Annotated in this window: 23 protein-coding genes; 9 read left to right on the forward strand and 14 right to left on the reverse strand. The window is 59.6% G+C overall.

Annotated elements, in window-relative coordinates; genetic code table 11:
• Positions 1-75 precede the first annotated feature (75 nt).
• From rplI to WA367_RS13285, 5 genes are all read right to left on the reverse strand, one after another.
• On the reverse strand, positions 76-693 hold the full coding sequence (gene rplI / locus WA367_RS13265) for a 50S ribosomal protein L9 (RefSeq protein ID WP_336057247.1): 618 nt from the start codon (positions 691-693) through the stop codon (positions 76-78).
• A 199-nt stretch (positions 694-892) separates the two neighbouring features.
• On the reverse strand, positions 893-1,141 hold the full coding sequence (gene rpsR / locus WA367_RS13270) for a 30S ribosomal protein S18 (protein WP_002963610.1): 249 nt from the start codon (positions 1,139-1,141) through the stop codon (positions 893-895).
• Positions 1,141-1,578: a 30S ribosomal protein S6 gene (gene rpsF / locus WA367_RS13275; protein ID WP_336057248.1), complete on the reverse strand. Its 438-nt coding sequence runs from the start codon at positions 1,576-1,578 to the stop codon at positions 1,141-1,143. The genes rpsR and rpsF overlap by 1 nt, the downstream gene beginning before the upstream one ends.
• 265 nt (positions 1,579-1,843) lie before the next feature.
• Positions 1,844-2,605, reverse strand: coding sequence for an ABC transporter permease (locus WA367_RS13280; protein WP_336057249.1), 762 nt, complete (start codon positions 2,603-2,605; stop codon positions 1,844-1,846).
• On the reverse strand, positions 2,602-3,528 hold the full coding sequence (locus WA367_RS13285) for an ABC transporter ATP-binding protein (protein WP_336057250.1): 927 nt from the start codon (positions 3,526-3,528) through the stop codon (positions 2,602-2,604). The genes WA367_RS13280 and WA367_RS13285 overlap by 4 nt, the downstream gene beginning before the upstream one ends.
• Before the next feature lie 263 nt (positions 3,529-3,791).
• Between WA367_RS13285 and fabD the strand changes: the two genes are divergently transcribed.
• The 7 genes from fabD to gmk all read left to right on the forward strand — a co-directional run bounded on the left by fabD (position 3,792) and on the right by gmk (position 10,138).
• Positions 3,792-4,733, forward strand: coding sequence for an ACP S-malonyltransferase (gene fabD / locus WA367_RS13290; RefSeq protein WP_336057251.1), 942 nt, complete (start codon positions 3,792-3,794; stop codon positions 4,731-4,733).
• Between the two features lie 40 nt (positions 4,734-4,773).
• Positions 4,774-5,511, forward strand: a complete 738-nt coding sequence (fabG, locus tag WA367_RS13295) for a 3-oxoacyl-[acyl-carrier-protein] reductase (protein ID WP_336057252.1) — start codon at positions 4,774-4,776, stop codon at positions 5,509-5,511.
• A 247-nt stretch (positions 5,512-5,758) separates the two neighbouring features.
• Entirely contained in the window at positions 5,759-5,995 is a 237-nt protein-coding gene (locus WA367_RS13300; RefSeq protein WP_036481489.1) for an acyl carrier protein, read from the forward strand.
• 46 nt (positions 5,996-6,041) lie between these two features.
• Entirely contained in the window at positions 6,042-7,298 is a 1,257-nt protein-coding gene (gene fabF / locus WA367_RS13305) for a beta-ketoacyl-ACP synthase II (RefSeq protein WP_336057253.1), read from the forward strand.
• A 106-nt stretch (positions 7,299-7,404) separates the two neighbouring features.
• Positions 7,405-8,571: an endolytic transglycosylase MltG gene (mltG, locus tag WA367_RS13310; protein WP_336057254.1), complete on the forward strand. Its 1,167-nt coding sequence runs from the start codon at positions 7,405-7,407 to the stop codon at positions 8,569-8,571.
• A gap of 21 nt (positions 8,572-8,592) precedes the next feature.
• On the forward strand, positions 8,593-9,480 hold the full coding sequence (locus WA367_RS13315) for a YicC/YloC family endoribonuclease (RefSeq protein WP_336057390.1): 888 nt from the start codon (positions 8,593-8,595) through the stop codon (positions 9,478-9,480).
• Positions 9,481-9,484: 4 nt separating this feature from the next.
• On the forward strand, positions 9,485-10,138 hold the full coding sequence (gene gmk / locus WA367_RS13320) for a guanylate kinase (RefSeq protein ID WP_336057255.1): 654 nt from the start codon (positions 9,485-9,487) through the stop codon (positions 10,136-10,138).
• A 4-nt stretch (positions 10,139-10,142) separates the two neighbouring features.
• On the opposite strand, the gene rsmA is transcribed toward gmk, so the two are convergent.
• The 6 genes from rsmA to lptF all read right to left on the reverse strand — a co-directional run bounded on the left by rsmA (position 10,143) and on the right by lptF (position 17,695).
• Positions 10,143-10,976: a 16S rRNA (adenine(1518)-N(6)/adenine(1519)-N(6))-dimethyltransferase RsmA gene (gene rsmA / locus WA367_RS13325; RefSeq protein WP_336057256.1), complete on the reverse strand. Its 834-nt coding sequence runs from the start codon at positions 10,974-10,976 to the stop codon at positions 10,143-10,145.
• Positions 10,973-12,004: a 4-hydroxythreonine-4-phosphate dehydrogenase PdxA gene (gene pdxA, locus WA367_RS13330; RefSeq protein ID WP_336057257.1), complete on the reverse strand. Its 1,032-nt coding sequence runs from the start codon at positions 12,002-12,004 to the stop codon at positions 10,973-10,975. Before pdxA ends, rsmA begins: the two co-directional genes overlap by 4 nt.
• Before the next feature lie 11 nt (positions 12,005-12,015).
• Positions 12,016-12,969, reverse strand: coding sequence for a peptidylprolyl isomerase (locus WA367_RS13335; protein WP_336057258.1), 954 nt, complete (start codon positions 12,967-12,969; stop codon positions 12,016-12,018).
• Positions 12,970-13,053: 84 nt separating this feature from the next.
• Entirely contained in the window at positions 13,054-15,411 is a 2,358-nt protein-coding gene (locus WA367_RS13340; protein WP_442935582.1) for an LPS-assembly protein LptD, read from the reverse strand.
• A complete protein-coding gene (lptG, locus tag WA367_RS13345; RefSeq protein WP_336057259.1) occupies positions 15,411-16,496 on the reverse strand; it encodes an LPS export ABC transporter permease LptG in 1,086 nt (361 codons plus the stop codon). Before lptG ends, WA367_RS13340 begins: the two co-directional genes overlap by 1 nt.
• Positions 16,493-17,695 carry an LPS export ABC transporter permease LptF gene (gene lptF, locus WA367_RS13350; protein ID WP_336057260.1) on the reverse strand — a complete coding sequence of 401 codons (1,203 nt, stop codon included), beginning with the start codon at positions 17,693-17,695 and terminating at the stop codon, positions 16,493-16,495. Before lptF ends, lptG begins: the two co-directional genes overlap by 4 nt.
• Positions 17,696-17,976: 281 nt before the next feature.
• Between lptF and WA367_RS13355 the strand changes: the two genes are divergently transcribed.
• Both WA367_RS13355 and WA367_RS13360 read left to right on the forward strand, forming a co-directional pair.
• On the forward strand, positions 17,977-19,470 hold the full coding sequence (locus WA367_RS13355) for a leucyl aminopeptidase (RefSeq protein WP_336057261.1): 1,494 nt from the start codon (positions 17,977-17,979) through the stop codon (positions 19,468-19,470).
• Between the two features lie 5 nt (positions 19,471-19,475).
• Positions 19,476-19,922, forward strand: coding sequence for a DNA polymerase III subunit chi (locus WA367_RS13360; RefSeq protein ID WP_336057262.1), 447 nt, complete (start codon positions 19,476-19,478; stop codon positions 19,920-19,922).
• 1 nt (position 19,923) lies between these two features.
• Here the strand turns inward: WA367_RS13360 and WA367_RS13365 are convergent, their stop codons facing one another.
• From WA367_RS13365 to WA367_RS13375, 3 genes are all read right to left on the reverse strand, one after another.
• The gene (locus WA367_RS13365) at positions 19,924-21,801 is read right to left on the reverse strand and encodes an ABC-F family ATP-binding cassette domain-containing protein (protein ID WP_336057263.1); all 1,878 of its coding nucleotides are present in this window, start codon (positions 21,799-21,801) and stop codon (positions 19,924-19,926) included.
• 115 nt (positions 21,802-21,916) lie between these two features.
• A complete protein-coding gene (locus tag WA367_RS13370; protein ID WP_336057264.1) occupies positions 21,917-22,612 on the reverse strand; it encodes a hypothetical protein in 696 nt (231 codons plus the stop codon).
• Positions 22,613-22,725: 113 nt separating this feature from the next.
• Positions 22,726-23,250 carry a DinB family protein gene (locus WA367_RS13375; protein WP_336057392.1) on the reverse strand — a complete coding sequence of 175 codons (525 nt, stop codon included), beginning with the start codon at positions 23,248-23,250 and terminating at the stop codon, positions 22,726-22,728.
• Between the last annotated feature and the right edge of the window lie 6 nt (positions 23,251-23,256).

Raw genomic sequence — 23,256 nt, forward strand, 5'->3', positions numbered from 1 at the left:
TCCCATGGCGACAACGAAAACGGCCGGACGCTGAGCGCCCGGCCGCTTGATGTTCAGATGAGCAAAGAGACGCTATCAGGCGTTCTCTTCACCTTCTTCGGAAGCCTCGGCAGCTTCGCCGTCTTCGTCCTCGAACTCGGCATTCGGGTCGAAGAACTCGTCCGGACGGGCGCTGTCATTGATGTCGTCGCCGTAGATCGCCTCGGCGGAGTCAAGCGTCTCGCCGCGGGCCTGGCGCTCTGCCTCGTCTTCGTTACGCGCAACATTGAGCGTGATGGTGACGGAGACCTCGGGGTGCAACGCAATGGTGACATTGGTCAGGCCAATCGTCTTGATCGGCTGATCCATTTCCACCTGGTTGCGGCCAACCTTGAAGCCATTCTCGTCAAGCACATTCATGATGTCGCGAGCCGATACCGAACCGTAGAGCTGGCCGGTCTCGGCAGCAGAGCGAACAACGATGAAGTTCTGGCCGTCAAGCTTTTCGGCAACGGCTTCGGCTTCGGTCTTGCGCTCGAGATTGCGTGCTTCGAGATCGGCACGCTGTGCCTCGAAGCGCTTGCGGTTGGTTTCGTTGGCGCGAAGGGCCTTGCCCTGCGGCAGAAGGAAGTTACGGGCAAAGCCGTCCTTCACCTTCACAACGTCGCCCATCTGGCCCAGGCGCGCGATACGTTCAAGCAGGATGATTTCCATCGTTTCCGTCCTTGTGTCAGCGGGCTTGCCCGCAAATGAATGGCAGGAACTGGAAACGGGCCTCACCGGGAGGCGGGTTCGCTGTCCTGCCCTTTGGCAGTTAGGGGCATCTGCCCCAACTCGGGATTTGAATCACTCCCGCTGCACCCGAAGCAGGGGAGGAAAGGGACGCGGCCAGGAGACCGCGTCCCTCACAAAATCACTTCACCACGTAGGGCAGAAGGCCCAGGAAGCGTGCGCGCTTGATGGCCTTGGCCAGCTCACGCTGCTTCTTCTGGCTGACAGCCGTGATGCGGGAAGGAACGATCTTGCCGCGCTCGGAGATGTAGCGCTGCAGAAGCTTGACGTCCTTGTAGTCGATCTTCGGAGCATTGGCGCCGGAGAACGGGCACGTCTTGCGACGGCGGTGGAAAGGACGGCGAGTCGGGATCTGGTTGATATCGACCATTATGCAGCTCCCTCATCATTGTTGCGCTCACGGCGCGGACCACGGTCGTCATCGCGGCGCGGGCCACGGTCGTCACGGCGCGGGCCACGGTCATCACGACGCGGGCCGCGGTCATCGCGACGCTGCATCATGGCCGACGGGCCTTCCTCGTGCTCTTCGACGCGGATGGTCATGAAGCGCAGAACGTCTTCGGACAGACCCATCTGACGCTCGACTTCCTTGACGGCCGCTGCGGGCGCATCAATGTTCATCAGCGTGTAGTGAGCCTTGCGGTTCTTGTTGATGCGGTAAGCGAGGGACTTGATGCCCCAGTTTTCCACCCGGCCAATCTTGCCACCAGCTTCCTCGATAACGCCGCGATACTGCTCGACGAGCGCTTCGACCTGCTGGGGAGAGAGGTCCTGCCGGGCAAGGAACACATGTTCGTAAAGAGCCATTGTCTTGCCTTTCTTCTTTCATCCGTCTGTCCCGGCCTCAGCGGCAAAAGCCTCTGCGACCTTGTCTTTTCCCGTTGGGGATGAAGAAAGGCGCATCGAAGAGACGGTCGAGAGCGGAGACACGGGAGGCCGAAGCAGTTCCTGCTTCAAGTCATGCACAAAAAGCGCACGGCCCTCCGTTCAGCCCCCAGCTGAAACCGGCAGACCGCGGGCTTATATGGGCCAAGCGCGGCAAATGCAAGGCAAAAAGCCATGGGCGTGACGCTCATGCCTTAAGCCGATATCCCGTCTTGAACATCCACCAGACAACGGTCAGGCAGATCGCCAGAAAGATGGTGATCATGGCGATGCTGACAGCAACGCTCACATCCGATGTCTCATAGAAGCTCCAGCGGAAGCCTGAGATGAGATAGAGGACGGGGTTGGCAAGCGTCACCGTCTGCCAGAACTCGGGCAGCATGTCGATCGAGTAGAAGCTGCCGCCGAGAAAGACGAGCGGTGTGACGACCAGCAGCGGGATGAGCTGCAATTTCTCGAAATTGTCCGCCCAGATGCCGATGATGAAGCCGAACAGGCTGAAGGTCACGGCGGTGAGCACCAGAAAGAAGACCATCCAGAAGGGGTGGGCGATGCGGATATCCACGAAGAGATGCGCGGTTGCCAGAATGATGATGCCCAGGATCAGCGATTTCGTCGCCGCCGCCCCGACATAGCCAAGCACGATCTCGAAAAACGAGATGGGCGCGGAAAGCGTCTCATAGATCGTGCCGGTGAATTTCGGGAAATAGATGCCGAAGGACGCGTTTGAGATGGAGTTCTGCAATAGCGTCAGCATCATCAGGCCGGGCACGATGAATGCGCCATATTGCACGCCGTTCACCTCTTCGATGCGCGACCCGATGGCCGCGCCAAACACGATGAAGTAGAGCGAGGTGGAAAGCACAGGCGACACGACGCTCTGCAGGATCGTGCGCTTCATTCGCGCCATTTCGAACAGATAGATGGATTTGACGGCCTGCAGGTTCATCGGCTTTCCTCGACCAAACGTACGAAGATTTCTTCCAGGGAGCTTTGCTTGGTGTCGAGATCCTTAACGACGATGCCTTCCTTGTTCAGGTCGGCGAGAAGCGAGGCGATACCTGTCCGTTCGGCCTGGGTGTCATAGTTGAAGACGATCTCCTGACCGCCATTCACAAGCTCCAGATCATCGCGCCTGAGTGTGCCGGGCAATTCGCCGATCGGTTCGGCCAGCTGCAGCGAGAGCTCCTTCTTGCCAAGCTTGCGCATCAGCTCCGTCTTGTCCTCAACCAGAAGCAGGCGCCCCTTGTTGATGACGCCAACACGGTCGGCGATTTCCTCGGCTTCCTCGATATAGTGGGTGGTCAGGATGATGGTGACGCCGCTCTCGCGCAGCCTGTTGACCAGCGCCCACATGTCCTTGCGAAGCTCGACATCGACACCAGCCGTCGGCTCGTCGAGAAACAGGATCTGTGGTTCGTGGGACAGCGCCTTTGCAATCATGACGCGCCGCTTCATACCGCCCGACAGCGCCATGATCGGCGTGTCCTTCTTCTCCCAAAGCGTCAGGTCGCGCAGAATCTGCTCTATCAACTCCGGTTTTGGCTTTTTCCCAAAAAGCCCGCGGCTGTAGCTGACGGTGGCCCATACGGTCTCGAAAGCGTCCGTGTGCAGTTCCTGCGGGACCAGCCCGATCAATGAGCGTGCCTCGCGGAAATCGCTGATAATGTCGTGCCCGCGTACGCTGACACTGCCCGAGGACGGGTTCACAATGCCGCAGATGATGGAAATGAGGGTCGTCTTGCCCGCGCCATTCGGTCCTAGCAGCGCCAGGATCTCGCCATTGCGGATTTCAAGATCAACATTGTCGAGGGCCTTGAAACCGCCGTCATAGACCTTGGATAGGTTCTTGATGGAAATTGCGCTTTGCATGAACTTGCCTGGTCGAATTTGAAAAATTGCAGGCGCGAACCCGATGAATCATTGCAGGTTCGCTGCGAAAGTTGAACCCATATAGGACGCATACCCTGTTTCTGCCATAGCACCCCGTGACAGGCGAGAAACTCTGCTGACATGAATTGGCACATATGGCGCCAATTTCGCGCAGTTTCGGGGGAAAATCACGCCCAGACTTGACCTTCAGGGCCGCTTGCGCCACCACCACCGGCCAAACAAACCTTTGGGAGTTATGCGCGATGAGCGTCGCTTTCACCTTTCCAGGCCAGGGTAGCCAGGCTGTCGGCATGGGCCGCGATCTGGCCGAGGCATTTCCCGAGGCACGCGCGGTTTTCGAGGAAATCGACGATGCGCTGAGCCAGAAGCTGTCCCGCATCATGTGGGAGGGACCTGAGGACGAGCTGACGCTGACTGCCAATGCGCAGCCCGCCCTGATGGCCGTATCCATGGCCGTCATGCGCGTGATGGAAAAGGGCGGTCTGAACCTGAAGGACAAGGTCGCCTATGTGGCAGGTCATTCGCTTGGCGAATATTCGGCCCTTTGCGCCGCCGGCACCTTCACGCTCGCCGACACCGCGCGCCTTCTGCGCATCCGTGGCAATGCCATGCAGGCGGCAGTTCCGGTGGGCAAGGGTGCAATGGCTGCCATCATCGGGCTGGAGGCAGGCGATGTCGAGGAAGCCTGCAACTCCGCCGGCAAGGGCTCGGTCTGTCAGATTGCCAACGACAACGGTGGCGGCCAGCTCGTGATCTCCGGCGCAAAGCCCGCCGTTGAGGAAGCAGCCCGTATCTGCACCGAAAAAGGCGCCAAGCGCGCGCTGATGCTTCCCGTTTCCGCACCGTTCCATTCCGAGCTGATGGCACCTGCAGCCGACGCAATGCGCGAGGCGCTGGGTGAGGTGAATGTTTCTGCACCCGCTGTCCCTGTCGTCGCGAATGTCACGGTGGCACCGGTTACCGATCCTGCCGAGATCGTCGATCGCCTCGTCGAGCAGGTGACGGGCCGTGTGCGCTGGCGCGAAACCGTCGGCTGGTTCGGTGAAAACGGGGTCGAAAAGCTTTACGAGATCGGTTCCGGCAAGGTGCTTTCCGGCCTCGCGCGCCGCATCAATCGTGACCTCGCAGCCGTTCCGGTCAACACACCGGACGACATTGACGCAGTCATGAAGGAACTGCTCTAAATCCACAGGCGGCATGTCCGCATTCAGGAGGGACCTGAGAATGTTCGAACTTACGGGCCGAAAGGCTCTCGTGACCGGCGCTTCTGGCGGCATCGGCGAATCGGTTGCCCGCATGCTTCATGCACAGGGCGCAATCGTCGGTCTTCACGGCACGCGCGTGGAGAAGCTGGAGGCGCTGGCCTCCGACCTCGGTGACCGGGTGAAGATCTTCCCCGCCAACCTGTCGGACCGCAACGATGTCAAGGCTTTGGCAGAGAAAGCCGAATCGGAACTCGAAGGCGTCGAGATCCTCGTGAACAATGCCGGCATCACCCGCGACGGCCTGTTTGTCCGAATGAGCGATGATGATTGGGATGCGGTGCTCGAAGTCAATCTGACGGCGGTCTTCCGCCTGACCCGCGAGCTGACCCATCCGATGATGCGCCGCCGCTTCGGCCGCATTATCAATATTTCGTCCGTGGTTGGCGTGACCGGCAATCCAGGACAGGCCAACTACTGCGCGTCGAAGGCGGGCCTTATCGGCTTCACCAAATCGCTGGCCCAGGAAATCGCGACCCGCAACATCACCGTAAACGCGGTTGCGCCCGGCTTCATCGAATCGGCCATGACGGAAAAGCTGAACGACAAGCAGCGCGATTCCATCATGGGCGCCATTCCGATGAAGCGCATGGGCACCGGCGACGAAGTCGCAGCTTCCGTTGCCTTCCTGGCCTCCAACGAGGCAGCCTATGTGACGGGCCAAACCATCCACGTGAATGGTGGCATGGCAATGATCTGATCGCGTCTTGCAATCCAAGGCGGTGGAACACATCTGAGCTGCCGAAGATTGGAGGTGCGTGTATCAGCAGGCGCTGAAATCGCTGCCCTCAAATCCGCAAGGTTTGGTGTAGTGTGATGCGCATTGAAATGGGGGATAAGCCGCTTCGCGAGGGCTAAAGCTTTCCGATTGGCTATCTTTTCAACTTGATTAGCGGCAATCGTGCCGCTAACGAAGACCGGAAATTCATGAAGTCGAGGGTTCTCACATGAGCGATACTGCAGACCGCGTTAAGAAAATCGTTGTCGAGCATCTTGGTGTTGATGCTGACAAAGTCACTGAAAGTGCAAGCTTCATCGACGATCTGGGCGCGGACAGCCTTGATACGGTTGAGCTTGTGATGGCCTTCGAGGAAGAGTTCGGCGTGGAAATCCCGGACGATGCCGCCGAGACGATCCAAACCGTCGGCGATGCGGTGAAGTTCATCGAAAGCAAGAAGAGCTAAGTTTTCGCATTCGCGAAAACGTCAGCCAGAGCGAGCCTGCCAGAATATGAGACGAGTTGTCGTCACCGGCCTGGGTCTTCTTTCACCGCTCGGCCTGGGCGCCGAGCATAGCTGGAAGGCCCTTCTTTCAGGGAAAAGCGCTGCAAGGCGCATCGACCGCTTTGAGGTCGAGGATCTGCCCTGCAAGATTGCCAACATGATCCCGAGTGAGGGAGAGGGTGCATTCGATCCGGATGCGTTCCTTGAACCTCGCGAGCAACGCAAGATCGGTGATTTCATCACCTATGGTATTGCGGCTGCGGATCAGGCGCTTGCCGATTCTGGCTGGGAGCCCAAGAGCGAGGATGATCGTTTCGCCACCGGCGTCATGATCGGTTCCGGCATCGGCGGTATCGAAGGTATCGCCGAAAATGCTCTGGTGCTCGAGAACAAGGGGCCGAGGCGTATCAGCCCCTTCTTCATCCCTGGAAACATCATCAATCTCGTTTCCGGCCAGGTTTCCATCCGTCACGGGCTGAAAGGCCCCAACCATGCGGTTGTGACGGCTTGTTCCACCGGTGCCCATGCCATCGGTGACGCGGCCCGCCTCATTGCTTTCGGCGATGCGGACGTGATGCTTGCCGGCGGTGCGGAAGCGCCGGTCACGCGTCTTTCCATTGCGGGCTTCTCCGCCTGCAAGGCGCTTTCCACATCCTACAACGACACGCCCGAAAAGGCGTCCCGACCCTATGATCGCGACCGCGATGGCTTCGTCATGGGTGAGGGTGCCGGTGTGGTCGTGCTCGAAGAGCTTGAGCACGCCAAGGCGCGTGGCGCGAAGATCTATGCCGAGGTTGTCGGCTATGGTCTGACAGGCGACGCCTATCACATCACGGCTCCCGCCGAAGATGGCGATGGCGCTTATCGCTGCATGAGTGCTGCGCTCAAGCGCGCGGGCCTTGAGCCGAAGGATGTGGACTACATCAACGCCCACGGCACTTCGACCATGGCCGACACGATCGAGCTCGGCGCTGTCGAACGACTTCTAGGCGATGCTGCCGAGAAGGCTTCCATGTCTTCCACCAAGTCCTCGATCGGTCACCTGCTCGGTGCAGCGGGTGCAGCCGAGGCGATCTTCTCGGTCCTGGCCATCCGCGATAACATCGCGCCGCCCACGATCAATCTGGACAATCCGGAAGTCGAGACAAAGCTGGATCTCGTGCCCAACAAGGCGCGTGAGCGCCAGATCGACGTCGCCCTGTCGAACTCCTTCGGCTTCGGCGGAACCAATGCTTCGCTGGTCTTCCGGCGTTACGAGGCTTGATCGGGAAGGGCTTTGGCCTTTCTCGGTGCATGTTGTTGCCGTTATTGTGCCGTCAGCTTGCAACCGTTGATTCTGCATCCACGTATTTGGGAGAATGGTAGGCACCATGGCCGGTGAAACTGAGCAGAATGGCGGTCGCCCGACGAGAGGCAAGGGCCGCCCGGTGGTTGCCAAGTCCGCGCGCGAGGCGTTGCGCCCGAAGGAGGGTACTCCTCCGCCGAAGCGTTCGCGTCAGTCGCGCAACCAGTTCGTCGTCTTCCTGAACTTCCTGATGTCGTCGGTGATCTTTCTGGTGATCGCCGCTGGCATCGTTTTCTATTTCGGCAAGCGTGAATTCGAGGCGCCTGGTCCCGCAACAAGTGCGGAGACCATCATGGTGCGCCCGAATATGAGCGTGCGTGAAATCGCAACACAGCTTGAGCGCGAAAACCTCATCAGTGACACCCGGATCTTCCTCATGGGCTTGCGCGCCTATGGCGCCGACAGCCGCATCAAGGCAGGCGAATATGAGATCAAGGCCGGCGCATCCATGCATGAGATCATGGAGCTGCTGGAAAGCGGGAAGTCGGTTCTCTACTCGCTGACCATCCCTGAGGGACTGACCGTCAAGCAGGTATTCGACCGAATTGCCCAGACGGAGGAGCTTTCAGGCGAACTTCCCGCCGAACTCCCACCAGAAGGCAGTCTTGCAGCTGACACGATCCGCTTTACCCGTGGTCTTGATCGTGCCGAACTGGTGGAAAAGCTGAAAGAGGATCAAGCCGAGCTCGTCCAGAGCATCTGGGAGCGTCGTGCGGAAGGTCTGCCGATCGATACGGTCGAGGAATTCGTGACATTGGCCTCCATCGTCGAAAAGGAGACCGGTCGCGCAGACGAGCGCTCACGCGTCGCCGCCGTCTTCATCAACCGCCTGAAGAAGGGCATGCGCCTGCAGTCCGATCCGACGATTATCTACGGAATCTTCGGCGGTGACGGAAAGCCGTCCGATCGTCCGATCTATCGCTCGGATATCGAGAAAAAGACCGATTACAACACCTACCAGATCGATGGTCTGCCACCCACGCCGATTGCCAATCCGGGTCGCGCAGCGCTGGAAGCCGTGGCCAATCCATCGCGCACCGATGATCTCTATTTTGTTGCCGATGGCACGGGCGGGCACGTCTTCGCCAAGACGCTCAAGGAGCATAACGAGAATGTTGCGCGCTGGCGCCGCATTGAGCGGGAGCGTCGTCAGCAAGCAGAAGAAGCAGCCGGGGAAGCTGACGGCGGCTAAAGTGGCCGCCATGGGGGAATGATGGCGCTACAAAGCATGACGGGTTTCGCCCGCGAGGCCCGCGAGAACGAATTGGCGGCAATCGCCTGGGAACTTCGCTCGGTCAATGGTCGGGGCCTGGAAGCGCGGCTGCGGCTGCCCTCCGGCTTCGAGCGCCTGGAACAGCCCGCCAAGGCTCGCATCCAGCAGCGTTTTGCACGTGGCAACATACAGGCCAGTCTTTCGGTGATGCGTGGCGACACGCTGCGCCGCCCGGTCGTGGATGAAGCCTTTCTGGTTGAACTTGCTGAGCTCTCCAAGCGTCTTGAGGAACAGCACGGCGTCGCGCCGGCTCGCGCCGATGGACTTCTCGCGCTGCGCGGGGTTCTGGAGGTGCCGGAAGCCAATGCCGATGAAGAAAGTCGCGCCAGGCTCGATGAATTGGCTCTGGCCTCACTAGATGCAGCACTTGATGCACTCGTCGAGGCACGCCTGCAGGAAGGGGCGGCACTGAAGCCGGTCATCCTTGGCCAGATCGAGAAGATCAGTGCGCTGACGGAGCGCGCTGAGGCGGACCCCTCACGCCAGCCTGAACGCATACGCGAACGGCTTTCCGAACAGGTTAAGTTACTTCGTGAATCCGCTCCGGGCTTTGACGAGCAGCGCCTTCATCAGGAAGCCGCCCTCCTGGCTGCCAAGGCGGATATCAGGGAAGAGCTCGATCGCCTCAAAACACATGTCGAGGCCGCACGTTCACTGATAGAGGCTGGCGGGCCGGTTGGACGCAAGCTCGACTTTCTGGCACAGGAATTCAATCGCGAAGCCAACACGCTTTGCTCGAAGTCGAATGCCGCAGGCATCACCACCATCGGTCTGGAACTGAAAGTGGTGGTCGATCAGCTTCGCGAGCAGGTACAAAATCTGGAGTAGGGCCATGGACGGCAACAATCTCGTGGATATCCGCCGTCGCGGTCTGATGCTGGTGCTTTCCTCGCCATCGGGCGCCGGAAAATCGACGATTGCCCGCAATCTTCTGGAGCATGTTTCGGGTTTCCAGATTTCCGTCAGCGTGACGACAAGGCCCCGCCGCGGCAGCGAGATCGAGGGCGTGCATTACCATTTCAAGACGCAGCGTGAATTCGAGATCATGCGCGACAATGACGAGCTTCTTGAATGGGCCGAAGTGCACGGCAATTTCTACGGCACGCCGCGTCGCCCTGTGGAGGAAGCGATCGCAGCCGGTCGTGACATGTTGTTCGACATTGACTGGCAGGGTGCCGAGCAGCTTCGTGAAAAGATGCGCGGCGACATCGTGTCGATTTTCATTCTCCCGCCCACCATGGGCGAACTTCTGGCCCGCCTGCACCGTCGTGCGGAAGATACACCCGAGACAATCGAGAAGCGTCTGAAGAACGCGCATTTCGAAATAGAGCAGTGGCGCGAATATGACTATGTGGTCGTCAATGACGACCTGTCTCGCGCATTCCAGTCGGTGAAGTCCATTGTGGAAGCCGAACGGCTGCGCCGCGACAGGCGCCCGGGCCTGTTTGATTTCGTGTCGGATCTGCTGAACGAGAAACCGGTCTGAAGCCTCAGCCGGTTGGCGTGTTCGCAAGCTTGACGAATTCTTCCACGGACAGCGTCTCGGCCCGGCGCGTGGGATCGATGCCTGCACGCTCAAGATAAGATTCACCGCCAAAGGCTTTCAGGCTTTGCCGCAGCATCTTGCGCCGCTGGCCGAACGCCGCCTCGCTGATCTTCTGCAGGCGCTGCGCATCCACCGCCAGAGGCTCGTGGTTCGGCTCGATATGGATGACCGAGGACGTGACCTTGGGCGGAGGCCAGAAGGCTTGTGGTGGCACGTCAAACGCGATCTTCGCCCGTGTGCGCCAGCCGGCAAGAACGCCCAGCCTGCCATAGTGGTTAGAGCCAGGTGCCGCAGTTACGCGCTCGGCAACCTCCCGCTGGAACATCAGGGTCATGGACTCATAGAATGGGGGCCAGTTCTCCGGTGTCAGCCACCGCACCAGCAGTTCCGTACCGATATTGTAAGGCAGATTGGCCACGATCTTCACGCGATCGTGTCCTGCCGCAATGGCTTCGAAATCGGTAGTGAGCGCGTCACCGGCTATCACCGCCAGGCGGTCTGGATAGGCTGCAGATATCTCTTCAAGTGCAGGCAGACACCGTTCATCCCGCTCGACCGCGACAACCTTGTCGGCCCCTTCCATGAGGAGCGAACGGGTCAATCCGCCCGGGCCGGGCCCCACTTCGATCACCGTGCAACCCTCAAGCTTGCCCGCGGCGCGTGCAATACGCCGGGTGAGATTGAGGTCGAGCAGAAAATTCTGTCCAAGCGACTTCTTGGCAGCAAGTCCGTGACGTTCGATCACGTCGCGCAGCGGAGGAAGGCCGTCCATTCTCAAACACTCATGCGTGTGGAAGTGTTGCGCGCGAGCTGATGCGCCAGCTTCATCGCCTCGATCAGGCTGTCCGGTAGCGCTATCCCCTTGCCTGCAATGTCGAAGGCCGTGCCATGGTCGGGGGAGGTGCGGATGAATGGCAGACCAAGCGTCACATTTACCGTTTCATCAAAGGCGAGTGTCTTCACCGGGATGAGCGCCTGATCGTGGTACATGCACAGCGCCACATCATAGTTCGCACGAGCCCGTGCATGGAACATCGTGTCGGAGGGCAGGGGACCGATGGCGTTGATCCCATCCGCGCGCAGCATTTCTATCGCCGGGCGCACGATCTCGTCGTCCTCAAGCCCCATAGTGCCGCCTTCGCCCGCATGGGGGTTGAGACCGGCAAATGCCAGTCGCGGTTCTTCAATGCCAAAGCGCTCGCGCATTTCACGATGCACAATCCTGCCAATGGCGATGATCTCTTCGCCGGACAGGGTGCCAATCGCATCGCTCAGCGACTGGTGCACGGTAATGGGTACAGTCTTCAGCTCAGGCCCGGCCAACATCATGACTGCTCTTGGCGTTGATGCGCCATGTTGTTCTGCCAGATGCCCTAAATATTCGGTATGGCCGGGGAAGCCGAACCCGGCTTCATAAAGCGGCTTCTTGGCGATGGGGCAGGTCACCAATGCACTGGCGCGCCCGCTCACGACATCATCCACGCCCCGCGTAATCGCTTCGAGCACACCGGCTGCATTCTCGACAGAAGGCAGCCCCGGCGCATCCTGAAGAGTATTCTCAAGGGGCACCACTGGAAGTAACGAAGCGAAGACATGTGCAGCATCTGCAGCTGCAACTTCCTCCACCGGCACATCCAGGCCGAGGCGCTCCGCACGTGCCTGTAGCAGCGCCTGGTCGCCCAGAACATAGAATGGAGGAAGCTCGCGCTCCTTGCGCAGCAGCCAGGCCTTGAGCAGCAGCTCAGGACCGATACCGGCAGGCTCGCCGATGCTGACCGCAAGCGGCCGATCCAGTTCACCTGACACGGCAGCCCGCCTTAGCGCTTGACGATCTTGGCTTCCTTGCGAAGCTCTTCAAGCGTCTGCTTGGAGAGTGCCTCGAAGCTCTTGTCTTCCGTCTGCTCGCTCTGGAATACAAGCTTGGCCACGTGGTCGTCGGAAACCTCACGCGAATTGCAGACGGTGATGAACTCGACGCCGCGCTCGGTCTCGCGCACCGGCGTCGGCTTGCCCGGCGAAGTCTTGACGATGTGATCTTTCCAATCCGGCGGAAGTTCCGGCTGCAGAACACGGCCCAGATCGCGCACTGTCACATCGAGCTGGGTTTTGGCCAGGTCGATCAGGTTGGAACAACCCTGAACACGGCCGCGCATGGCTTCCGCCTCGCGCTTGCGCTTGCCCAATATCTTGCCCCGCTCTGCCGAAGGCACGACGAAGATGACCTGCTGAAGCATATATTCGGTGGTGGAAGGCTGGCGGCCTTCCTCCAGCATCTTGCGCACCACGTCTTCCTGAGAAAGTTGGATGGACGAGCGTGCCTTGGTCTGCAGCACACGTCCCCAACCCATCTGGGTGCGGATGAACTCCCGGAAGTGATCCTTCGTCACTCCGGACTGCGCGAGGATCTGGTCAAGCTGCTTCAGCGACAGCTTGTTGCCTTTCGCGAAATTCGCGTAGGATTCGCTCACCATCTCGTCGGTGATGTTCACGCGGTTCTTGGCCATCGCCTGACGACGAAGCGTCTGGTCGATCATCTCGTCGGCTGCAAGCTGCTGCAGATTTCCGGACCGGCGCATCAGCTTCAAGAGAGCGGCGCGGCGCTGGATGTCGTAGCTGGTGATGGGCGTGTCATTGACGACATACCGGATTTGTGCAGCGTGAACGGGGGAGGCGGGCAGAACCGTCATAGTTGCCGTGCCTGCCGAAATCACAAGCGCGGCGGCCATTGCGCGCATCGCCCGCTGCGCCGTCGTGCTGGAAAACTTGCTCATATTCACTGCCACCGATTTATGGGACCATAACATTTATGGCCCTGTTTGCCCCCCGGGTGCGGCGAAAGCGTGACCAATGTCCGCTTAGTTGCTGAACCCTGTTACCTCGCTAGAAGTCGTGCCGAAATCGCCTATGGTCCGCAAGGAGAGGCTCACACCGAATGTGTTGTCAGCTTCAGCCGTTGCCGACGCGCGCGACTGCGAGAATGTCATCGTATAAATAAAGCACTCGTCGTCATAGGCAAAACCGATCGAGTTCTTGGCCAGGAAGTTTTCTTCCAGATCATAGGTTCCGGAAGCGAAAGCACGCCAGTTCTCGTGGAAGCGCAGCGATGCGCTGCCGCCCACTTCACGGCGGTCTTCGTCGAAACCGTAGTCTTCCTGTTTCTGGATGAAGGTGTAGTTCGCCGAGGCCGTAACGGGGCCGATCGTGGCGCCTGCGCGAACATCCGTGCGGCGGACCTCGAATGTCTCTTCATCGAAACGCGCGCCGAGGGAAGCTGCAAAGCCGTTGGGCCCACCAAAGCCAACCATGGCGACATAATCCGAGCGGTCGGTCTCAAGCCCGGAATTTGCTCCCGCATAGACCATGTCCGGGCTGGCAAAGGAATTCACGCCGCCCAGATGATAGGACTGGCCAAACACACCATGAGCGGTCCAGCCATTGCCGAAGTCGCCGGAATAACGAATGCCGACATTGGCACGCGTGCCGCCCTCGATGCGATCATATCCGGCAAACTTGTCACGCTCGAAGAGGGTCGTGGCGTCAAAGACGAAACTCTGTGAGTCTTCGTTCGGAATGCCGATCGTGTCGCCATAGGGCTCGTCCGGTCGGGCAAAGATCTGCGCCATCGGCTCGAAGACATGGCTCCCGCCGGCACCGGCAAAAAGGATCGGCCAGCGCGCTTCCAGACCGGCGGTCGCAATGCCGCGGAAGTAGGACGACTGCACATCGGTGCCATAGCCATTCGCGGCAGCAAAGCTGTTGATCGAGGCGAGGGACTGATCCTCGTAGTCAGCAAAAATACCGTCGCCACGCGCATGAAGGATTGGCGTCAGTACAAGCCCCTGCTTGGTCGTGAAGCTGCGCTTCCATTCGGCTTCCGCTGTCAGACGGCCGGATTTGCCTGCCAGACCCTGCAGCTTGTCCGCCACCATTTTTTCTTCGCGGTAGATGCTCTGGCCGCTCACGTCAAAGCGAAGCTGTCCGCCGGCCACTGAACGATCGAGTGTGCGCGTATAGTCGAAGCTTGGCAGAACCCAGGGCTGCTGGTCCTGAAGCTTGCTGCTTTCACTGTCGACCTGCTTGTGAAAGCGGAAGGCGCGCAAGTCGAAGTAGTTGCGGTCGTCCAAGCCGGTCAGATAGATTTCGGAAACCTCGGTGGTCGAGGAATAACCCTCGATACTGTAGGTCTTCGAGAAGTTCCGGTCGCTCTGCGCCATCACATCCCAGCCGAAGCTCCAGCGGGGATTGATGGTGAATGCGCCCTTGGAGCCGATCATGCCGCGTTCCACGACATTGGCGTCGACTTCGTTCGCGCCCCATTCTTCCGGACCGTTCTGGCTGATGCCCGCGATCTTCAGGCTGTATTCGCCATTGTTGAAGCGCTGACGCCATTCGGCCTCGCCGAGGAAACCCTGCTTGGTGTAGCCGGTCACCGACACGGTCAGGTCATAGGTTGGCGAGAGCGCGAAATAGTAGGGGACTTTCAGCCCGTAACCCAGCTCGCTGCCACCCTTGATGCTCGGGATCAGGAAGCCGGATTTACGCTTCACCGTCGGGTCGGCGATCTCGAAGGCCGGCAGGAAGGCGATCGGCATGCCGAAGAACTCGAAGCGCGCGCGCTCGAAGCGCACCGTCTTGGCTTCGCCATTCCAGACGATCTTCTGCGCCTTGATCTGCCAGAGCGGAGCCTTGCCGGGCTTTTCCTCGCACGGTTCGCAAGCAGTGTAGACAGCCTTGTTGAAGGTGGTTAGCCGACCTTCGCTGCGCTGAGCGCTTTCGGCCGCGAAATAGGTCTTGTCTGGCGTTTCAATCCGCAGCGCCTGCACGAAACCTTCGGAAAAGTCATCGGTGACGTCGATCTGCTGTGAGGTGATGCGGTTGCCGCTCTTTTCAATGATCTCGACATTGCCGCTGGCGATCACCCGCGAGGTGGCGCGATCATAGGTGACGCGCTGCGCGACGAGACGGTTCCCGGCATATTCGATCTGCACGCCACCGACAGCGCTGATCGTGTTGCGGTCGTTGTCATAGACGAGAGTGTCCGCCGTCAGCAGCATCTGCGCATCTTGCGGCAGATCACTGGGATTGACGAGGTCGGACTGTGCCCAGAGAGACTGGCTCGCGGAGACGAGCGCGATCAACGCAACACCGGCAATTGCCCGGCGTCTGCGCACTGAACCGGTGGTTCTGCGGCCCCCATTTACCGCTGCCCCCACTATCCGTCCTCCCTGTACAATAGGAATGTCACTCCGAAGAACATCGCAACCAGCACAGGCGTCCAGGCGGCGATGAAAGGCGGCACGAATCCGGCGCTACCAAACGCCTTCACCAGAACCGAGGTGACATAAAGCAGAAACCCGGCAAAGACGCCACCCAGAATAACGGTTGCGGACTGTCCCATTCGGGCAAAACGCATTGAAACTGTTGCCGCAATCAGCGCCATGGCAACGAGGAGTGGCGGCAATGTCACAAGTGAATGAAAATGCATGGCAAATGCGTTGGCCCGAAGGCCCAGTGTGCGCGCCACCTCGATCTTTCCGGGCAGTTCGAAGATCGAAAGTGATTCGGGTAGCGTCAGGCGCTCACCAACATATTCGGGCTGCAGATTCGTCTTGATCGAAAGTGTCTCGATGGCTTCCGGTGCTGCGGTGCCCGCGCGTCGCGTGGCGTCGCGTACCTCCCAGAAGCCTTCGCGCAGAAAGGCCCGTTCCGCGTCAATCCGCTCGATGATGTCGCCGTCCTCATCAATGCGGATGAAGATCGGGCGGATGAGTGTCCGGCCCTCGCTCAACGCGGCATCGGCGCCGATGATCGTTTCGGTGTCACCGGTGCGCTGCTTGAGCCAGCGCTCGTTTTCAGCCGTGGTGCGCGTATCGGCGCCACGAACCTGTGCCTCAAGCTCCTGAGCCTTGCTGAAACCGGCCGCGGCAATCGGATTGAGAATCAACACCGCGGCTAGGCCGAATGCGAAAGCTCCAAAAGCGATCGGCGTCAGGAACTGCCAGGCAGAAATGCCCGCAGCTCGCGTGACCACAAGCTCATATTTGCGATTAAGGCTGACAAGTGCTGCCATCGCGGAGATGAGTCCGACAAAGGGGACGGCCTGCATCATGATGATGGGAAGCTGAAGCAGCGCAAGCCCGAGCGCCCATTGCGGCGAGAACCCCTCCAATTCGCTGAAACGCGCGGAGTTCTCGGTAAATGTGACGATGAAAACAAGGGCGGCAATGCCCGCGAAATTCCAGCCGGTGATCACGGCAAAGCGCCGGAAGAAGTAGCCGCCAAGCGTCCAGCCGATCATGCGCGGCCTCCATCAGGGCGGATATGGCCGATCAGGCGCTGCCAAAAGCTACGCAGAATCTCGTTGTTACGCTTGATCCGAGCCTGCAGTTTTTCCGTCCAACTCGTCGGTAACTCCATCACGCGGCTTGTGGCAATGAACCACGCAGAGAGCAGCATCATGGCAATGGGCACAATATAGAGCATCGCGGAAAAGGCCGATGTTTTCTCCGCTTCATTTGCTGCGATGAATCCCGCCCACCGCACCAGAAGGCCTATGGAAATTGTTGTCACCATCGGGTGAAGCCGTGCCTCGCGGAATGACCTTGCGTCACCGGCCACCGCAATGCCGATCAGCGCGAAGACGATTGGGTAAAGCCACTCGGTCATGCGCTGGTGCAGTTCGGCGCGAAATGCTTGCGGGTTGGATTTGTAGAACGGGTCGTCCGGGTCCGGGTTCAAGAGATAGAAGAAACCGCGATCCTTCGGGTAGAGTGTGGGCTTGCCGCCGCCCGAGGTGAATTCGGACAGGTCGATGGCATAGGACTCGAACCGTATGACCGAAACGTCGCCATTTTTAGCCTGGCGGTGAACCTGGCCGTCCCGCATCACCAGAATGCTGCCGCCTTCGCGTTCAACGCTTGCACCGCGTCGCGCATAATAGACAAGCCGCATGGCATCATCGCGAGAATCCGCCACGAAGATGCCGCCAAGCTGCCCCCCGGGAAGGCGCTCCGAAACCTGGACGAAAAGCCCGTCACCGACTTTCTGGAACGCACCTTCCTGCAGCACGGTGGTGATGAGATTAGCGTTGGAGTCCGCGATGGTCTGGCGCATCGTCTGGCGGGAATAGGGCTCGACGATGTTATTGATGAAGAAGGCAAGCAGGCTTGCAGCAACCGCAACAATCAGGATGGGCCGTATCACCGTGGTCTTCGGACTGCCGGCAGCACTCAGGACCACAAGCTCCGAATCCGAATTCATCGTCGCAAGGGTCTGCGCCACACCGATACCGACCGCAAAAGGCATGATGATCGGAATGACAGGCGGCAATGCGAGGAGGGCAACGAAGAAGAAGGTGGCGGCGGTCTGGCCGCTGCTTGTGACGAGATCAAGCCGGTTGAGCACCTGCGTCGTCCAGACGATAAGCAAGACCCAGGCAAGCGAAGCCGCAAAGATCGCCGTGGTGCGGCGCAGAATATAGGCTTCGATCACGTTCATATGGTGTGTCAGATCCCCGGCGTCGGTGCTTTGGCTGAAGAGAAATCGGCTTCGTGGCCAATTTCTGTCCCCATGTTCAACATTTCGACAGCCCAAGTCCCACCGACATGATCGCGTGGTTAGGCTAACGAAGCGACAAGGAACGCGGTTAACAGATTCTTGTCAGACCGCCAGTGAACAATTGACGCGGCTGGTCCAGAGCTTTCCTTCTGCCCACCCCTTGTCAATTTGGGCAAAAACCCCAAGATCAGGCAACCCCATAATTTACGACAGGACATTTCATGACCGATAGAGCTTCCGTCTCATTCGAGAAAATTGCTGCGCCCAAAAAGGGCAGCGTCGTCTTGCTGGTTCCTGAAGGTGGTGCGCTGAGCAAGGCCCAGAAAGCCTGTGATCCCGCCGGTGCTCTCAAGCGCGCTTTCGCCGCCGCGGACTTCAAGGGCAAGTTCGGATCGGTTTGTGAAGTTCTCGCCCCGGAAGGCTCCGACCTTGACCGCATCATCGTCGTGGGTGTCGGCTCGAAGGAAGACCGCAACGAGGAAGCCTGGCTGAAAATCGGTGGCCATATCGCGGCCAATGCCAAGGGCGCGAAAAACGTCTCCGTTATTGCCGATATCGATGATGTTGACGCAGGTTCCGAAGAGCTTGCAGCCATCGGCATGGGCATCATCCTGCGCTCCTATGTTTTCGACAAGTACAAGACGAAGAAGGACGACGACAACGGCAAGTCCGACGCCCGCAAGACCGCGTTCACGATCCTGAGCGACGATGCGGACGCTGCAGCCAAGGCGTTCAAGCGCGCCGAGGGTATTGCTGATGGCGTGATCCTTGCTCGCAATCTCGTCAACGAGCCTGCCAATGTACTGGGCCCGGTGGAATTCGCGCAAAAGGCCGAAGAGCTGGAAAAGCTCGGTGTCGAGGTCGAAATCCTTACCGAAAAGGAAATGAAGAAACTCGGCATGGGCGCGCTTCTCGGCGTGGCTCAGGGCTCGGTCCGCCCGCCGCGCATTGCCATCATGAAATGGAATGGCGGCAAGAAGAAAGAAAAGCCGGTAGCCTTTGTGGGCAAGGGCGTCGTCTTCGATACTGGCGGCATCTCCATCAAGCCGGCTGGCGGCATGGAGGACATGAAGGGTGACATGGGCGGGGCTGCCGCGGTTGTCGGGGTCATGCACGCTTTGGCCGCCCGCAAGGCGCACGCCAATGCTATCGGCATAATCGGTCTGGTCGAGAACATGCCGGACGGCAATGCGCAGCGACCGGGCGACATCGTCACCTCGATGTCGGGGCAGACCATCGAAGTTATCAATACGGACGCCGAAGGTCGCCTCGTCCTTGCGGACCTGCTCTGGTACTGCAACGACCGTTTCGAGCCGAAATTCATGATCAACCTGGCGACCCTGACCGGTGCGGTCATAATTGCGCTTGGCAATGATCATGCAGGCCTGTTCTCCAACAATGACGAGCTTGCCGAACGACTTAGCGCCTCTGGAGAGGTTACGGGGGAAAAGGTCTGGCGTCTGCCGCTGGGCAAGGCCTATGACAAGCTCATCGACACCAAGAATGCCGACATGAAGAACACCGGTGGCCGCGCTGCCGGTTCGATCACCGCGGCTCAGTTCCTGCAGCGCTTCGTCAAGGACACGCCGTGGGCGCATCTGGACGTGGCCGGTACGGCAATGGGATCGCCCAAGTCGGAAATCAACGAATCCTGGGCTTCGGGCTTCGGCGTCCGCCTGCTCGACCGCCTGGTCGCCGACCACTACGAGAGCTGAAGCGCTTGGACGTTCTCTTCTACCATCTGACCGAATCGACGCTGGAAGATGCGTTGCCCCCGCTCGTGGAAAAGAGCCTCGAGCGGGGCTGGCAGGTGGTGATCCAGACAGGCAGTGAAGAGCGCCGCGATGCGCTTGACGCGCATCTGTGGACCTATCGTGAAGAGAGCTTTCTGCCGCATGGAACGGACCGGGAGCCTGAAGCCGAAAGGCAGCCGGTTCTCCTCACCGTGGAAAGCGCCAACATCAACGGCGCTTCCATCCGCTTTCTTGTCGATGGCGCCGAGCCGGGGGAGCTTTCAGGCTATGAGCGCGCCTGTTTTCTCTTTGACGGCCACGACACGATGCAGCTCGAGGCTGCGCGGCGACACTGGAAGACCATGAAGTCGGCCGGTCACGCAGTCACCTACTGGCAGCAGTCGCCGGAAGGGCGCTGGCAGAAAAAGGCGTGACCTATCCCGCCATCGCCTCTTCGTAATCGCTGGAAAGCTGAAGCCACAGCTCTTCCTGCGTTTCCAGCTTCGCACTGAGGTCCGAGCGCTCTTTGGCCAGTGTCGAGACCTTCGCCGGATCGCGCGCGTAGAGCGAAGGATCAGCCATCTCCGCCTCGATTGCGTCGATGCGCTTGCGAAGCCGTTCCATCAGCCCTTCAGCCGTCTTGATCTTTTTGGCGAGGGGCTCGAGCTCGGCGCGTTTGCGCGCTGCTTCGCGCCGCTTGTCAGCCTTGGATGCCTTGTCAGCCTCGCGCTTTTCCTTGCGTTGCGAAGCACCACCGGTCATCAGGGCGCGGTAATCATCCATGTCGCCATCGAAGGGCTTCACCGTGCCCTTGTCGACGAGCCAGAGCCGGTCAGCGCAGGCCTCAATCAAATGGCGGTCATGGCTGATCAGGATGACTGCACCGTCAAAGTCGTTGAGTGCTTCGGCCAGAGCCTGGCGGCTATCGATGTCGAGATGGTTGGTCGGCTCGTCGAGGATGAAGAGGTGAGGGGCATCCAGCGATGAAAGCCCCATCAGGAGCCGCGCCTTTTCGCCACCTGAAAGGTCACGCGCCGGTGTATCCATCTTCTCCGTCGCGAGGCCGAATTGGGCAACACGCGCACGGACCTTCGCCTCCGGCGCATCGGGCATCACGCGGCGCACATGCTGATAAGCACTCTCGGCAGGCCGAAGGTCATCCATCTGGTGCTGTGCAAAGATGGAGACCTTGAGGCCGGGCGCTAGCGTTAGCTTGCCCGCCTGCAGACCAAGCCGCCCGGCCAGAAGCTTGGCGAAAGTGGATTTGCCGTTGCCATTCGCGCCGAGCAGCGCGATGCGGTCATCATTGTCGATGCGCAGATTGAGCTGCTTGAGCACCGGCTTGTCATCCGCATAGCCCACTGCACCGCTTTCAACAGCGATGATGGGGGAGGCGACCACCTTATCCGGGCTCGGAAAGTTGAAGGGTGCGACCTGAGCCATCACATTGGCCGCGATAACCTGCATCTTCTCCAGCGCCTTCAGGCGTGACTGCGCCTGGCGTGCCTTTGATGCCTTGGCGCGGAAGCGGTCGACGAAGGACTGCATGTGCTTGCGCTTTGCATCCTGCTTGACCCGCATCTTCTCCTGAAGCTCTGCCTTTTCGGCATATTGGCGGGCGAACTGGTCATAACCGCCAGCCCAAAGCGTCAGCTTTTTGTTCTCCAGATGGATGATGGAGTTGACTGCCCGGTTCAGAAGATCGCGATCGTGACTGATGAGGAGAACCGTGTGCGGATAGCGCGACAGGTAGGATTCAAGCCACAGCGTGCCTTCAAGATCCAGATAGTTGGTCGGTTCGTCGAGCAATAGAAGATCAGGCTCGGCAAACAGCACCGAAGCAAGCGCCACGCGCATGCGCCAGCCGCCGGAGAAGGAGGATGCCGGGCGTTTCTGCGCTTCTGCGTCGAAACCTAGACCAGCCAGAATTTCGGCAGCACGTGCTTCAGCCGAATGCGCGCCGATATCGGCAAGCCGCGTCTGAATTTCGGCAATCCGATGCGGGTCGGTCGCCGTTTCCGCTTCTTTCAGAAGGCGTCCGCGTTCGATATCGGCCTTCAGGACGATCTCGATCAGAGCCTCTTCGGTACCCGGTGCTTCCTGTGCAACCTGACCGATACGCGTGCCGCGCGACAGGCTGATGGAACCGCTCTCCGGCGAAAGATCGCCCGTGATGGCACGGAAAAGCGTGGTCTTGCCGGTGCCATTGCGTCCGACAATGCCGGCCTTGGCGCCGGAGGCGAGTTGGACGGAGGCATTCTCGATGAGCAGCCGGCCAGCAACGCGCAGTGAAAGATCGTTGATTGTAAGCATGATTGCGCGGTTGTGGCTGAGCCGCCGCCGACTTGCAAGACGCATCCACCCCGCGCGCGATTAAATTTCAGGCCGGCGGTTCCTCCGCCGGCCTGACGCATACTCCATGCCCAAGCTACTTCTGAAGCAGCTTGCACAATTGCACGAGGTCCCAATCATACCCATTGGGATCAGCAAGAACGGGCCTGCAGCGCTTCTTGTTCTGCATGATCTCGGCCTGGCTCATGGTTTGAATGATGTCGCTACCGGAGCCGCCGCTGCCATTGTTGCCGTTTGATCCGCCCAGGAAGCCACCGCCTCGGTTTTCGACACCAGTGCCGCCTCCGCCTGTATTACCGCCGGAGCCACCGCCAGCACCACCCCCGCCAGTGCTGCCGCCACCCGTGCCGCCAATGGACAGCCCGACATCGGCATCAACACCGCTACCGCCGCCAACGGATGCGGTAACGCCCGTATCTATTCCGCGACTGCCGCCAATATTGGCATTCACGTCCGCGTTGATGCCGCTCCCGCCGCCAACGGAGGCATCCGCATCGGCAGTGACGCCGCGGCTGCCACCGACTGAGGCGTCCGCATCAGCGTTGATACCGCTGCCACCACCGACCGACGCGCCGACATCGGCATTGACGCCTTTGCTGCCGCCGACCGAAGCGCCGACATCGGCATCAAGTCCACCGGTTTTCGACTTGCCGACACTGACGCCGACACTGGTGTTTCCAACCTTCACGTCCAGGGCATGAGCCGGTAGGGCCAGAGTGCCGAGGAACCCGATTACGGTCGAAGCGAAAAGAGCGTTTCGAATACTGGTCATGATGTTCTCCCTTGCTGTTCGAACTCGCTCCACAAGACGATAGGGCTCGCGATTTTGGCGGCCATCGGCGCTTGAAAGCGTGGTTTCTGGACAGTTGAGAGAGCACGGCGCCTTTAATTAAAACGGGACTGCAATGCCATGCCTTCCGGCGTCCGCAGATAGAAGATCAGGTCCATTGGAGGCGGTTCCTTGCCCAGAACCGACAGGATCATATGGGCCTGGCCGCGGTGGTGGGTCTGGTGATTGAAGAAATGCGTGAGGGCAGGTGCAAGCGGCTGGGAGATCTGTGTCGGGCTGGAAATGGTGCGATAGGTAATGGCTTGTCCAAGCTGCGCATCCTCCAGCCCTTGCACGTACCGAATGATCCGCGCATCTTCTCTCTCGCGAGCCTCGGTAAGATCGGCAAAATCGGGGTAGGGGATCGCATTGAGGGGACCGGAGGTCTCCTGCGCTCCGGTAAATCGAACCAGCCAGACCCTGTCGGCTATGAGTATATGATTGAGGGTGCCGCACATGGATTTGAAGTAAGCCCCGACATTCCGGCTGAATTCCTCCCGGTCCAGAGTTTCAACCGCTTCGCAGAGCACCCTGTTGGCCCAGCGATTATAGTGGGCCAGCATCTCGAAATGGTGTTTCATCCCGTG

Origin of the sequence: Nitratireductor sp. CH_MIT9313-5, assembly GCF_037029545.1 — a bacterium.
Taxonomy (GTDB): Bacteria; Pseudomonadota; Alphaproteobacteria; order Rhizobiales; family Rhizobiaceae; genus Chelativorans.

Excerpts from the sequence above, each read along its gene's own strand:
- WA367_RS13300 (WP_036481489.1), top strand. The coding sequence starts at position 5,759 with ATGAGCGATACTGCAGACCGCGTTAAGAAAATCGTTGTCGAGCATCTT.
- WA367_RS13355 (WP_336057261.1), top strand. The coding sequence starts at position 17,977 with ATGACCGATAGAGCTTCCGTCTCATTCGAGAAAATTGCTGCGCCCAAA.
- lptG (WP_336057259.1), bottom strand. The coding sequence starts at position 16,496 with ATGATCGGCTGGACGCTTGGCGGCTACTTCTTCCGGCGCTTTGCCGTG.
- WA367_RS13335 (WP_336057258.1), bottom strand. The coding sequence starts at position 12,969 with ATGAGCAAGTTTTCCAGCACGACGGCGCAGCGGGCGATGCGCGCAATG.
- WA367_RS13315 (WP_336057390.1), top strand. The coding sequence starts at position 8,593 with ATGGCGCTACAAAGCATGACGGGTTTCGCCCGCGAGGCCCGCGAGAAC.
- fabD (WP_336057251.1), top strand. The coding sequence starts at position 3,792 with ATGAGCGTCGCTTTCACCTTTCCAGGCCAGGGTAGCCAGGCTGTCGGC.
- fabF (WP_336057253.1), top strand. The coding sequence starts at position 6,042 with ATGAGACGAGTTGTCGTCACCGGCCTGGGTCTTCTTTCACCGCTCGGC.
- lptF (WP_336057260.1), bottom strand. The coding sequence starts at position 17,695 with ATGAACGTGATCGAAGCCTATATTCTGCGCCGCACCACGGCGATCTTT.
- rpsF (WP_336057248.1), bottom strand. The coding sequence starts at position 1,578 with ATGGCTCTTTACGAACATGTGTTCCTTGCCCGGCAGGACCTCTCTCCC.
- WA367_RS13280 (WP_336057249.1), bottom strand. The coding sequence starts at position 2,605 with ATGAACCTGCAGGCCGTCAAATCCATCTATCTGTTCGAAATGGCGCGA.
- mltG (WP_336057254.1), top strand. The coding sequence starts at position 7,405 with ATGGCCGGTGAAACTGAGCAGAATGGCGGTCGCCCGACGAGAGGCAAG.
- gmk (WP_336057255.1), top strand. The coding sequence starts at position 9,485 with ATGGACGGCAACAATCTCGTGGATATCCGCCGTCGCGGTCTGATGCTG.
- WA367_RS13365 (WP_336057263.1), bottom strand. The coding sequence starts at position 21,801 with ATGCTTACAATCAACGATCTTTCACTGCGCGTTGCTGGCCGGCTGCTC.
- WA367_RS13375 (WP_336057392.1), bottom strand. The coding sequence starts at position 23,250 with ATGAAACACCATTTCGAGATGCTGGCCCACTATAATCGCTGGGCCAAC.
- WA367_RS13285 (WP_336057250.1), bottom strand. The coding sequence starts at position 3,528 with ATGCAAAGCGCAATTTCCATCAAGAACCTATCCAAGGTCTATGACGGC.
- rplI (WP_336057247.1), bottom strand. The coding sequence starts at position 693 with ATGGAAATCATCCTGCTTGAACGTATCGCGCGCCTGGGCCAGATGGGC.
- fabG (WP_336057252.1), top strand. The coding sequence starts at position 4,774 with ATGTTCGAACTTACGGGCCGAAAGGCTCTCGTGACCGGCGCTTCTGGC.
- WA367_RS13370 (WP_336057264.1), bottom strand. The coding sequence starts at position 22,612 with ATGACCAGTATTCGAAACGCTCTTTTCGCTTCGACCGTAATCGGGTTC.
- rpsR (WP_002963610.1), bottom strand. The coding sequence starts at position 1,141 with ATGGTCGATATCAACCAGATCCCGACTCGCCGTCCTTTCCACCGCCGT.